This window comes from Cupriavidus sp. 05N40 (genome assembly GCF_056397305.1).
The window spans coordinates 93,000-104,870 of record NZ_JBFTND010000001.1; the positions used below are offsets into that span (position 1 = coordinate 93,000).

Below are 11,871 nucleotides of genomic sequence, written 5' to 3' on the forward strand. Positions count from 1 at the left end.
TCGGCCAGTTGGTGAAATCGAGTGTACACACCATAAAAATGGAAGTAAAGGAACGATATGCGCGTCCTATGGAAAACCCTTATCCGGATGTGATTGCAGCGGTGCATTGCACTGTACACGGGAAAATATGCCCATTTTCAGGCATCATTTCGTTAAGCGAGCACTGAATAAGTGCGGCACGCGCGGCGCATTGATTTGTTGTGAAATTACAGTGTGTACACTACAATCGTTCGCAAGGTACCGGGGCGCTGGCAAGCCGCCGGGCCGCCGTGCAAGGAGCTGGCCACGCAAGCGCAGCGCCTGGGCGGGTGGACAAAACAGATGGATGATGGAGTCGACAGTGCAGAAAAATTTCCGTATCGGCCAGATCGTGCCGAGCTCGAACACCACGATGGAAACCGAAATCCCGGCGATGCTCGCGGCGCGCCAGCTGGTTCGGCCCGAACGCTTCACCTTCCATTCCAGCCGCATGCGCATGAAGAAAGTGGTCAAGGAAGAGCTGGCGGCAATGGACGCCGAATCCGACCGCTGCGCGCTGGAGCTGAGCGACGCGCGCGTCGACGTGCTGGGCTACGCCTGCCTGGTGGCGATCATGGCGATGGGACACGGCTACCACCGCGTCTCCGAGAAGCGCCTGCAGGCCCATACCGCGGCCAATGGCGCCGATGCGCCGGTGATCACCAGCGCCGGCGCGCTGGTGGACGCGCTCAAGGTGATCGGTGCGAAGCGCATCGCCGTGGTCGCGCCGTACATGAAGCCCCTGACCGAGCTCGTGGTGGACTACATCCGCAATGAGGGCTACGAGGTGGTGGACTGGCGCGCGCTGGAGATCGCGGACAACCTGGAGGTAGGCCGCCACGACCCTGCGAACCTGCCGGGCATCGTCGCGCAGATGAATACGAAGGACGTGGATGCCATCGTGCTGTCCGCCTGCGTGCAGATGCCCTCGCTGCCGGCCGTGGCCAAGGTGGAAGCCATGACCGGCAAGCCTGTCATCACCGCCGCCATCGCCACCACCTACGCCATCCTCAGGCAGCTCGATCTCGAACCGGTGGTGCCCGGCGCGGGCGCGCTGCTGTCGGGCGCCTACTGAGCGCGAGAGAGCCAGCCATGAGCGAGTTTCTCTACGGCGGCCATGTGTCCGCCAACGGCATCCGCCAGCACTACCTGCGCTACGGCGGCAACGCCGGCGCGCGCGCGCAGCGCGACGCGGTGATCATCGTGCCCGGCATCACCAGCCCGGCCGTCACCTGGGGCTTCGTCGGCGAACGGTTCGGCCAGCACTTCGATACCTATGTCCTCGATGTGCGCGGCCGCGGCCTGTCGGCCGCGGGCGATACGCTTGACTACGGCCTCGATGCGCAGGGCGCCGATGTGCTTGCCTTTGCCCGGGCACTCGGCCTTGCGCGCTACGCCATCGTCGGCCACTCGATGGGCGCGCGCATCGGCATCCGTGCGGCGCGCGCCAATCCCGCCGGGCTGACCCGCCTGGTGATGGTGGACCCGCCGGTGTCCGGTCCGGGCCGCCGCGCCTATCCGTCGCAACTGCCCTGGTATGTCGATTCGATCCGCCTGGCGCGGCAGGGCATCGATGCCGAGGGCATGCGGCGCTTCTGCCCGACCTGGACGCAGGACCAGTTGCGCCTGCGCGCCGAGTGGCTGCATACCTGCGACGAACGCGCGGTGGTGGCCAGCTTCGAGGACTTCCATCGCGACGATATCCACGCCGACCTGCCGGCGCTGCGCGTGCCCGCGCTGCTGATGGTGGCCGGCCGCGGCGATGTCATCCGCGCGGAAGATATCGAGGAGATCCGCGGCCTGCTGCCCGCCGTGCTGGTGGCGCGCGTGCCCGATGCCGGCCACATGATCCCGTGGGACGACGAAGCCGGCTTCTACCGCGCGTTCGGCGATTTCCTCGGCGCGCCGCTCGTGTGCGACCAGACCGCCGCCTGAGCGCGCCACCGCCAACCAAGGAGAAACCATGCCCGTAAGCGATCACGACCTGACCCAGGCCTGGCGCCAGGTGCTCACCTTGTCCAGGCTGCAGCCCGGACAGACCGTCACGGTGCTGACCGGCGCCGCCACCCACCCGCAGACGCTGCGCACCGCGCAACTCGCGGCGGCGTCGATGGGCGCCATCGTCAACCGGCTCGACCTGCCGCCCGTCAACGGCGAGCGCGCGCTCAGCCGCGACGCGCTGGCCTATCTCGGCACCACGCCGCTGACCGGCAACCCGGCCGCCATCGCCGCGCTCAAGGCCAGCGACCTGGTGCTGGACCTGATGACGCTGCTGTTCTCGCCCGAGCAGCACGAGATCCTGTCCGGCGGCACCAAGATCCTGCTGGCGGTGGAGCCGCCCGAAGTGCTGGTGCGCCTGGTGCCCACCGAGGACGACCGCGCGCGCGTCATGGCCGCCACCGCGCGGCTCGGGCGCGCCAGGGAAATGCACATCACGTCCGGCGCCGGCACCGACCTGCGCTGCGCGCTGGGCGAGTTCCCGGCCATCAGCGAGTACGGTTTCGTCGACAAGCCCGGGCGCTGGGACCACTGGCCGAGTGGCTTCGTGCTGACCTGGCCGAACGAGGGCGGCACCAGCGGACGCATCGTGCTCGACCGCGGCGACATCCTGCTGCCGATGAAGTCCTATGTGCAGGCGCCCGTCGACATCACCGTGCGCAATGGCTATGTCACGCATATCGAAGGCGGCCTCGACGCCGACCTGCTGAGCGACTACATGGCCTCCTTCAACGATCCGGAGGCCTACGCCATGTCGCATATCGGCTGGGGCCTGCAGCCGCGCGCGCGCTGGTCCACGCTGGCCATGTACGACCGCGAGGCCACCATCGGCATGGACGCACGCGCCTTCGAAGGCAATTTCCTGTGCTCCTTCGGTCCCAACAACGAGGCCGGCGGCAGCCGCACCACGGCTTGCCATATCGATATCCCGGTGCGGCATTGCACCGTGCGGCTCGATGGTGAGGCGGTGGTCGAGCGCGGCAAGGTGCTGGACGGCTGGCACCAGGCCGGCCAGGCGCAGTCGAACCAGGGGCAAACACACGAGAGCGGAGCCACCCATGCACGATGAAGCCACCACCTACCAGCGCCAGGGCTTTGGCGCCACGCTGGCGCCCAGGGCGCCCTACGGCCTGCTGATCATCGACTTCGTCAACGGCTTCGCCAATCCGGAGGTGTTCGGCGGCGGCAATATCCCTGCCGCCATCGCCAACACCGTGCCGTTGCTGGCCACCGCGCGAGAGCAGGGCTGGCCGGTGGCGCACAGCCGCATCGTGTTCGCCGACGACGACAGCGACCAGAATATCTTCACCCTGAAGGTGCCCGGCATGCTGGGCCTGAAGGAAGCCAGCCACGACAGCGCCATCGTGCCGCAGCTCGCGCCGCGCGCCGGCGAGCTGGTGGTGCGCAAGACGGTGCCCTCGGCCTTCTTCGGCACCTCGCTGGCGGCGTGGCTGACGCAGCGTGGCGTGCAGACGCTGCTGGTGGCGGGCTGCGTCACCAGCGGCTGCGTGCGCGCCAGCGTGGTCGATGCGATGTCGCTGGGCTTTCGCCCGCTGGTGCTGTCCGATTGCGTGGGCGACCGCGCTATCGGCCCGCACGACGCCAACCTGTTCGACATGGCGCAGAAATACGCCAGCGTGATGCCGCGCGACGAGGCGCTGGCGTTGCTGGCGCGCGCCGGTGGCGATGCGCGCTGAGCCGGGGCGGCTAGGCGCGCCGGGCGCGCGCGGCCTTCCTGGGAGGCGCGGGCTCCGTCGGCGCCGCGACCGGCGCGCTGCCGGACGGGACCACGCAGACCGTGCTCAGCACGGTGCGCTGCATCATGTTGCGCCAGTGCTCGAGCGCGGCCTTGCTCATCATCGGCTCGCCCAGGAAGGCGCTGAGCGTATGATGGTTCGAGTTGTAGAAGTAGCCCAGCGAGGCGATCACCAGGTAGACATCGCGGGCGCGCACATCGGCATGAAACAGGCCGGCGGCCTTGCCGCGCTCGAGGATGCCGTCGAGCACCGACAAGGCATAGCTGGAAATGTCCCTGAGCCGGCCGGATTTCTTGGCGTGCTTGCCCTGGCTCATGTTCTCGCTCGACAGGATGGCGACGAACTCGGGATGCTCCAGGTAGTAGTTCCAGACGAAGTCGACCAGTTGCGTCAGTGCGCGCACGGGGTCCCCGGCGTCGAGCTTGAGTGCCTGTTCGGCCTCGTTGAGCTGGGTGTAGATGGTTTCCAGCACTTCGACGAACAGCTTTTCCTTGCTGCCGAAGTAGTAATAGATCATGCGGTCGTAGGTCTTGGCCAGCGACGAGATGCGTTCCACGCGCCCGCCCTCGTAGCCGCCCATGGCGAAGACCTTGATGGCTGCCTTGAGGATCTTGGCCCGGGTGTCCTGAGCCTGCCGGGCCCGGGTTCCGGCTGCCGCGCTCTTCCTAGCGGTCGGGGTGTTCATATGTCTGGGGCCTGAAGCCGCGTTGCTGTGCTGATCAAGGCTGGGAGTATAACGGGCAGGGCATGGCGCGCCGCAAACGCGGCGCCCGCGCGCGCACCGAAGTGATGAACAAGGGATGGACAAGGGATGGACGAGTGAGGGAAGCCATGCAAACCGACCCCGCCGCCGCGCAGGCCGATGCGCGCGCATCATCGTCAGTGGCCGCCTCCGCGACCTCGCCCGGCGCGCTGCGCGACGCGCTGCTGCGCAGGCAAGGCGCCTTGCTGGTGACGCGCGCGCCACAGGCCGCGCCGCGTCCGGCGCCGGGGCAGCCCGGCGCGGCATCGGACTATGTGGCGGCGCAGCCTGACATCTTCGTGGCGCTGCTCGACAACGGCGAGATCCTCGCCTTCAACGGCCATGTGGACCTCGGCACCGGCATCCGCACCTCGCTGGCGCAGATCGTGGCCGAGGAGCTCGACGTGCCGGCCGCGCGCGTGGCGATGACGCTGGGCCATACCGAGGCCACGCCCAACCAGGGCCCCACCATTGCCAGCGCCACCATCCAGATCTCGGCGCTGCCGCTGCGGCGCGCGGCGGCGCAGGCCATGGCCTGGCTGCGCGAACGTGCCGCGCAGCGGCTGGGCGTGCCCGCCGCCACGCTGGCCGCCGACGACTGCCGGCTGCACGTGAAGGGCGCGCCGGRCCAGGCACTGTCGTATGCCGAACTGCTGGCGGGCGAACATGTCGAGTTGCCGCTGGCCGACCAGTTCGACACCAAGCCGGTCTCCGAATACCGCGTGGTCGGCCGCGCCGCGGCGCGTGTCGATATTCCCGCCAAGGCCACGGCGCAACTGGCCTTCGTGCATGACGTGCGCGTACCCGGCATGGTGCACGGCCGCGTGGTGCGTCCGCCCTACGCAGGCCGCGATTGCGGCGACTTCGTCGGCACCAGCCTGCGCGGGGTGGACCGCGCCTCGCTCGAGGGCGTGCGCGGCGTCATCGACGTGGTGGTGCAGGGCGATTTCGTCGGCGTGGTGGCGCAGCGCGAGGAGCAGGCCATGCAGGCCGCGCGCCGCCTGCGCGTGGACTGGAAGCCGGTGCCGCCGCTGCCCGCGCTCAATGGCCCGGGCGAGGCGGAGGCCGCGCTGCGCGCCAACCCCGCCACGCGCCGCCAGCTGGTGGACGAAGGCGACGTGGCCGGCGCGCTCGAAGCCGCGCGGGGCAGCGGCAAGGTGCTGTCGCGCAGCTATGCATGGCCGTTCCAGATGCATGCATCGATCGGCCCCTCGTGTGCCGTGGCCGACTACCGCGACGACGGCCTCACCGTGTGGTCCGGCACGCAGAACCCGCATGTCCTGCGCATCGATCTCGCGCGCCTCACCGGTCTCGACGAAGGCTGTATCGAGATCGTGCGCATGGAGGCTGCCGGGTGCTACGGGCGTAACTGCGCCGACGACGTCTGCGCCGACGCCGTGCTGCTTTCGCGCGCGGTGAAGCGGCCCGTGCGCGTGCAGCTCAGCCGCGAACAGGAACACCTGTGGGAGCCCAAGGGCGCGGCGCAGCTGATGGACGTGCGCGCGGCCATCGGCGCCGCCGGCGACCTGCTTGCCTATGACTTCGTCAGCCGCTATCCGTCCAATGACGCGCCCACGCTGGCGTTGCTGCTCACCGGCATCGTCGACAATGCCCCGCGCACGCTGCAGATGGGCGACCGCACCGCGGTGCCGCCGTACCACTACGCCAGTGCGCGCATCGCCTGCGATGACACGCCGGCCATCGTGCGGGCCTCCTGGCTGCGCGGCGTCTCGGCGTTGCCCAATGTGTTCGCGCACGAGTGCCTGATCGACGAGATCGCCCACGAAGCCGGCGCCGATCCGCTCGCCTTCCGCCTGCGCCACCTGCCCGACGAACGCGCCAGCGCGCTGTTGCGCGAACTGGCGACGCACGCCGGCTGGCGCGAAGGCGCGCGCGGCACGCGCGGCACGCCTGGCGCGGACGGCCTGCTGCGCGGGCGCGGCGTGGCTTACGCCCGCTATGTCCATAGCCGGTTTCCCGGTTTCGGCGCCGCCTGGGCGGCCTGGGTGGTAGACCTCACGGTGGCGCCCGATACCGGCGAGATCGTCGTGCAGCGGCTGGTGGTCGCGCAGGACACGGGCATGATGGTCAACCCCGACGGCGTGCGCCACCAGGTGCAGGGCAACGTGGTGCAGGCCCTTGGCCGCGTGCTCAAGGAACAGGTGCGTTTCGACGCGGCGGGCGTGGCAAGCCGCGAATGGGGCAGCTATCCGCTGCTGGCCTTCCCGGAACTGCCGCCGATCGAGGTGCTGTTGCTGGAACGGCAGGAGGAAGCGCCCATGGGCGCCGGTGAGTCGGCTTCGCTGCCGGGCGCGCCGGCCATTGCCAATGCCTTGTTCGATGCCACCGGCGTGCGGCTGCGGCGCGCGCCCTTCACGCCGGAGGCGGTGCTGGCGGCGCTGGCCGGCAGCATCGCGCAGCCGGCCTGACGCCGGCTACGCCTGCGCGTCCGGCGCGGCGTCGCGTTCGCCGCGTTCGTCGCACTCGCTCATCTTGCGCAGCAGGTAGAGGATCGCCACACGTTCGGCCGGGTTGAGGTCGCCGAAGGTCTGCTCGGAGATGCGGTGCGCGAACGGCACCGTTTCCTCGATCAGCGCGAGACCGCCCGGCGTGACGGTGACCACCACCTTGCGGCGGTCGTTGGCATCGTGCGATACCGCCACCAGCGCCCGCGCCTTGAGCCGCTCGATGATGCCACGCACGGTGGCCTGGTCGATGGCGGTGGCGCGCACGATCTCGCTGAGCGAGCAGGAGCCGCGGTCGTTGACCGCGCACATCACCACGAACTGCGCGGCGGTGAGCTGCGAATCGGCAATGGTCTGCTGGAAGATCGCCACATGGCGCTGGTAGGCGCGCCGCAGCAGGTGGCCGACCTGCTCGGTGAAATCGTAGGGTGCGGCGGCGGGTGCTTGCGCGGCGGTCTTGTGCGCGGAGGAAGAGGACACGATGAGCGGTCTGCAGGCAGGGGTAGACGTGCCTGCGAGTATACCGGCCGTGACCGTGCGCGGCAGCATTTATCGCGTGCCATTCCTGCGCATTGCATGCGCGGCATGACGCRGCGCAAGGATGCCGCACGGGCAGCATTTCACAACCGCCACGGCGTCGCCGGGCAGCGCGACGGCAAACCATCGGACGTCGGCGGGTAGCCGCGCAATCCCTCCAGCTAGGTGAATGAACCTCGCCCTGATTCCGACCTCGTTGGCAGCGTCTGTCCCAGGCCAAGGCACTGGCGCCGGCGACTGCCGCCGAAGCGCTACTATATGCCGTGCCGTGCGGTGTGCCGCGTACGGGAATTCGCGCCGGATTCCGGCCTTGCCTGTGTGCGAAAGCCAGCACGGGCGTCAGGGTCTCACCTTGCCCCCTGCCGTGGCGGCGCGCGACAATGGGCACGGCCGCGTGCTGGCGCAGTGGGCGCGTCCAGTCGCCGAAGCATCCGCGCCGGCCAAACCGAGAGAAACCGAGACATGCTGCCGGCCCTTGCCGCCTCTCCAGACAGACTTACGCTGCCGCAGCGTCTCAAGCACGAGACCGCCGCGCAGGATGCCTTCGACCGCTTCGGCGCGTTGCTGCGGCGCCATTCCTCACTGTGGTGACAAGCCTTGGATGATGCCGACGCAGCCTGCGCGCGCGACGCGGTGCCGCCTACGAGGGCCGCCGCCGCGGAGGCTTCCCAAGACACCCCGCTGCGGCTGGCGCGCACGCGCACCGCGCGCGCGCTGCTGACGGCGCTGGCGCTGCTGAGCCTGGGCGTGGCCATCCTGGGGCTGTTCGTGCCGGGGCTGCCGAGCACGGAGTTCGTGCTGCTGTCCGCGTGGGCCGCGGCCAAGGGCTCGCCGCGCCTGCATGCATGGTTGCTGGGCCATCGCGTGTTCGGGCCCATGCTCTATAACTGGCATCACGGCCGCATGGTCAGCCGGCGCGCCAAATGGAGCGCCACGGCCGCGATGACGGTGTGCGCCGGCGTGCTGCTGTTCGGCATGCACCGGCCCTGGCTGGCCTATGGCGCGATTGCCTGCATGGCGTGCGTGCTGGCCTGGCTGTGGTGCCGTCCCGAGCCGCCGGGCTAGGCCGCCTGCACCTCCCGCCCCCTGGCGGCCCTGGTGGCCCTGGTGGCGCGCGCCGCTTTCACGGCCTTGCCGGGCCACGCCTGCATCGCCATCTCCGCCATCTGTTCCAGCGCGATACGCGTGGCGCCGTCGCGCGCCTGCATCGACATGCCCTGCATCACTGCGTTGAAGAAGCGCGCGAGCGCTGCGGCGTCGGCGTCCGCGGCAAGCTCGCCTTGYGCGATGCCGGCCTCGATGCGCGCCTGCATGGCTTGTTCCTTCTCGCGGCGACGCTGGCGCAGGGTGTCCTCGATATAGGCGCAGTCCGCCGAATGGCTGGTGCCGCTCATGAGGAAGCAGCCGGCCGGATTGCCCTTGGCGCTGAACAGCGCGGCCGCGCCGCGGAGCAGCCCGTGCACGGCGTCGCGGGCGCTGCCGCCGGCCTCGAGCGGCCCGTACAGCAGCGCGCCATGCGTCTGCGCATAGCGCTCCACCGCCTCGTAGAACAACTGCTCCTTGCTGCCGAACGCGGCGTACAGGCTCGGCGCCGTGATCGACATCGCCTCGGTCAGCGTGGCGATCGAAGTGGATTCATAGCCATATCGCCAGAACAGCGACAAGGCCTGGCCCAGCGCCGTCTCGCGATCGAATTGCCTGGGCCGTCCGCGGCCCGCACCGGAAACACTCTTTTTCATAGTGGTCATTATATTTTTCCGTTGCCAGTCGCACCAGCGTGTGATTAATATAGCGATCGTTCAATAAATTGCCGGGCTGGCCGCCGTTCTTCCGCCGGACCTTCCGCGGGACGTTTTGCCGCCATCCGTCGCAGTCAATCTTCGTCGCCATGATTCCCTATTCCCTGCTTGACCTGTCCCCCATCGTGGAAGGCGGCGATGCCGGCCAGGCCATGCGCAACTCGCTGRCGCTCGCGCAGCACGCCGAGCGTCTTGGCTACCATCGTTTCTGGCTGGCCGAGCACCACAATATGCCCGGCATCGCCAGCGCCGCCACGGCCGTGCTGATCGGTTATGTCGCCAACGGCACTTCCACCATCCGCGTGGGTTCGGGCGGCATCATGCTGCCGAATCACTCGCCGCTGGTGGTGGCCGAGCAGTTTGGCACGCTCGAAGCCTTGTTTCCCGGCCGCATCGACCTCGGCCTGGGCCGCGCGCCCGGCACCGACCAGTCCACCGCGCGCGCGCTGCGCCGCAGCGCCACGCAGGATACCGCCGACGCCTTCCCGCAGGACGTGGAAGAGCTGCAAGCGTACTTCGATGCGCCGCGCCCCGGCCAGCGGCTGCGCGCCGTGCCAGGCGCGGGCCTGAAGGTGCCGCTGTGGCTGCTCGGCTCGAGCCTGTTCAGCGCGCAGCTGGCCGCCGCCATGGGCCTGCCCTTCGCCTTTGCCTCGCACTTCGCGCCGGGCTTCATGCGCCAGGCGGTGGATCTCTACCGCCAGACCTTCCGGCCCTCCGAGCAACTGGCCAGGCCCCACGTCATGCTTGGCCTCAACGTCTTCGCCGCAGACAGCGATGCGCGGGCGCGCCGGCTGTTCAGCTCGCTGCAGCAGCAGTTCCTGGCGCTGGTGCGCGGCACGCCGGGCCCGATCCGCGCGCCGGTGGACGATATCGAATCGCTGTGGAGCGAGACCGAGGCCACCCATATCCGCCGCTCGCTGGCATGCTCGGTGGTGGGGGACGCGCAGGGCGTGCGCGCCGGCGTGCAGCGCTTTGTCGACGACCTGCGCCCGGACGAGCTGATGCTTACCGCGCAGATCCACGATCACCAAGCGCGGCTGCGCTCGTTCGAAATCGCGGCGCAAGTGATGAAGGAACTGGAGCCCGCCGCGCGCGCCGCCATCTGAGGCGCGCCGGAAAATAGACAGGGCGGCCGGGCCGCCCTTGCCGGCTCGCACGCCGGCGCGGAACAAGACGCGCCAGGCGGCGAGCTTGAACACGCCGACCGCGCGCATCATCGACTGCGCCTGCTCCGCCAGCGCCTGGGCCGCTGCCGCGGCCTGTTTCACCAGCGCGGCGTCCTGCTGCGGCACCGCATCCATCTGGTTGACCGCCTGCCCGACCTGCCCGATGCCGGTGGTCTGTTCTCGCCGCCACGCCGCGCGATCTCCGGTGCATTCACCGCCAGCGCGCCGGCCTGGCGCGCTGCCGCCGGCAAGCTTTGCGTTCCCTGCCTACAATGTGCTTTTCGCCGCGCCTGGACCGGCGCGGCACCTTTGCCGCCGGCAGTCATGCCAGATGGGGTTCGGGCAGGGCAGCGGCCCGACAGCGGTCTGACGGGGGCGGTTCGATGCAACTCGCGGAGCAACACGGATGACCTCAAGCATCACCAACAGCATCACCAGGCGCAAACTGGGCAGGTCCGGGCTGGAAGTCTCGCCGCTGGCATTCGGCGGCAATGTGTTCGGCTGGAGTGTCGACGAAGCCACTTCGTTCAGGTTGCTGGATGCCTTCGTCGGCGCCGGACTCAATTTCATCGACACGGCCGACGTCTATTCCCGCTGGGTACCCGGCAACCAGGGTGGCGAATCCGAGGCCATCCTCGGCAAATGGTTCAGGCGCAGCGGCAAGCGCGCCGATGTCGTGCTGGCGACCAAGGTCGGCATGGACATGGGCGAAGGCCGCAAGGGCCTGTCGCGCGCTTATATCGAGCGCGCGGTGGACGCCTCGCTGCAGCGCCTGCAGACCGACTACATCGATCTCTACCAATCGCACACCGACGACCAGGACACGCCGCTGGAGGAGACGCTGGACACCTACGACCGTCTCATCAAGGCCGGCAAGGTGCGCGCCATCGGTGCTTCCAACTACACCGCCGCGCGCCTGGCCGAGGCGCTGGAGACCAGCCGGCGCCTCGGCCTGCCGCGCTACGAGAGCCTGCAGCCGCACTACAATCTTTACACCCGCAATGAGTATGAGAGCGAGCTGGAAACGCTGGTACTGCGCGAAGGGATCGGGGTGTTCAACTACTACGCGCTGGCCAGCGGCTTCCTGAGCGGCAAGTACCGCTCCGAGGCCGATCTCGACAAGAGCAGCGCGCGCGGCCAGCGGGTCAAGGCCTACCTGGATGCGCGCGGCCTGGGCATCCTGGCCGCACTGGACGATGTGGCGGCGCGGCACGGCGCCAATCCCACGCGGGTCGCGCTGGCGTGGCAGATCGCGCGTCCCAGCATCACCGCGCCCATCGCCAGCGCCACCTCGGTCGCGCAGCTCGACGACCTGATCGCCGCCACGCGCCTGCAACTGGGCGCGGACGATATCGCATTGCTCGACAAGGCCAGCGCCTGAGCGCGGCC

The 11,871-nt window shown here is 69.2% G+C and carries 12 protein-coding genes; 9 read left to right on the forward strand and 3 right to left on the reverse strand.

All coding sequences use genetic code 11. The annotated features are described in order from the left end of the window. Nucleotides 1-340: 340 nt before the first annotated feature. Genes AC1DO7_RS00420 through AC1DO7_RS00435 form a run of 4 tightly spaced genes read left to right on the forward strand, consistent with a single transcriptional unit; the run spans nucleotide 341 to nucleotide 3,713 of the window. Nucleotides 341-1,093: a maleate cis-trans isomerase family protein gene (locus tag AC1DO7_RS00420; protein WP_477115665.1), complete on the forward strand. Its 753-nt coding sequence runs from the start codon at nucleotides 341-343 to the stop codon at nucleotides 1,091-1,093. Nucleotides 1,094-1,110: 17 nt separating this feature from the next. Then, on the forward strand, nucleotides 1,111-1,953 hold the full coding sequence (locus AC1DO7_RS00425) for an alpha/beta fold hydrolase (RefSeq protein WP_441650301.1): 843 nt from the start codon (nucleotides 1,111-1,113) through the stop codon (nucleotides 1,951-1,953). 28 nt (nucleotides 1,954-1,981) lie between these two features. Beyond that, nucleotides 1,982-3,085, forward strand: a complete 1,104-nt coding sequence (locus tag AC1DO7_RS00430) for a 2,5-dihydroxypyridine 5,6-dioxygenase NicX family protein (protein WP_441650300.1) — start codon at nucleotides 1,982-1,984, stop codon at nucleotides 3,083-3,085. Beyond that, nucleotides 3,075-3,713 (forward strand): N-carbamoylsarcosine amidohydrolase, encoded by a 639-nt coding sequence (locus tag AC1DO7_RS00435; RefSeq protein WP_441650299.1) that lies wholly within the window; start codon nucleotides 3,075-3,077, stop codon nucleotides 3,711-3,713. Before AC1DO7_RS00430 ends, AC1DO7_RS00435 begins: the two co-directional genes overlap by 11 nt. A gap of 10 nt (nucleotides 3,714-3,723) precedes the next feature. Here the strand turns inward: AC1DO7_RS00435 and AC1DO7_RS00440 are convergent, their stop codons facing one another. After that, entirely contained in the window at nucleotides 3,724-4,458 is a 735-nt protein-coding gene (locus AC1DO7_RS00440; protein ID WP_441650298.1) for a TetR/AcrR family transcriptional regulator, read from the reverse strand. 146 nt (nucleotides 4,459-4,604) lie between these two features. On the opposite strand from AC1DO7_RS00440, the gene AC1DO7_RS00445 reads away from it, so the two are divergent. Further along, on the forward strand, nucleotides 4,605-6,944 hold the full coding sequence (locus AC1DO7_RS00445) for a xanthine dehydrogenase family protein molybdopterin-binding subunit (RefSeq protein ID WP_477115666.1): 2,340 nt from the start codon (nucleotides 4,605-4,607) through the stop codon (nucleotides 6,942-6,944). 6 nt (nucleotides 6,945-6,950) lie between these two features. On the opposite strand, the gene AC1DO7_RS00450 is transcribed toward AC1DO7_RS00445, so the two are convergent. After that, nucleotides 6,951-7,460 carry a MarR family winged helix-turn-helix transcriptional regulator gene (locus tag AC1DO7_RS00450; protein ID WP_441617330.1) on the reverse strand — a complete coding sequence of 170 codons (510 nt, stop codon included), beginning with the start codon at nucleotides 7,458-7,460 and terminating at the stop codon, nucleotides 6,951-6,953. A gap of 519 nt (nucleotides 7,461-7,979) precedes the next feature. On the opposite strand from AC1DO7_RS00450, the gene AC1DO7_RS00455 reads away from it, so the two are divergent. Together AC1DO7_RS00455 and AC1DO7_RS00460 are read left to right on the forward strand one after the other, a co-directional pair. After that, a complete protein-coding gene (locus AC1DO7_RS00455) occupies nucleotides 7,980-8,108 on the forward strand; it encodes a hypothetical protein (protein ID WP_441650296.1) in 129 nt (42 codons plus the stop codon). Nucleotides 8,109-8,114: 6 nt separating this feature from the next. Continuing rightward, nucleotides 8,115-8,582 (forward strand): YbaN family protein, encoded by a 468-nt coding sequence (locus tag AC1DO7_RS00460; protein WP_441617333.1) that lies wholly within the window; start codon nucleotides 8,115-8,117, stop codon nucleotides 8,580-8,582. Here AC1DO7_RS00460 and AC1DO7_RS00465 read toward each other — a convergent pair. Continuing rightward, nucleotides 8,579-9,265, reverse strand: a complete 687-nt coding sequence (locus tag AC1DO7_RS00465; RefSeq protein ID WP_441617335.1) for a TetR/AcrR family transcriptional regulator — start codon at nucleotides 9,263-9,265, stop codon at nucleotides 8,579-8,581. The genes AC1DO7_RS00460 and AC1DO7_RS00465 overlap by 4 nt on opposite strands. Nucleotides 9,266-9,405: 140 nt before the next feature. Here AC1DO7_RS00465 and AC1DO7_RS00470 point away from each other — a divergent pair, with 140 nt between their 5' ends. Both AC1DO7_RS00470 and AC1DO7_RS00475 read left to right on the forward strand, forming a co-directional pair. Then, nucleotides 9,406-10,422, forward strand: a complete 1,017-nt coding sequence (locus AC1DO7_RS00470; RefSeq protein ID WP_477115667.1) for an LLM class flavin-dependent oxidoreductase — start codon at nucleotides 9,406-9,408, stop codon at nucleotides 10,420-10,422. Nucleotides 10,423-10,888: 466 nt separating this feature from the next. After that, nucleotides 10,889-11,863 carry an aldo/keto reductase gene (locus AC1DO7_RS00475; RefSeq protein ID WP_441650294.1) on the forward strand — a complete coding sequence of 325 codons (975 nt, stop codon included), beginning with the start codon at nucleotides 10,889-10,891 and terminating at the stop codon, nucleotides 11,861-11,863. Nucleotides 11,864-11,871: the final 8 nt, after the last annotated feature.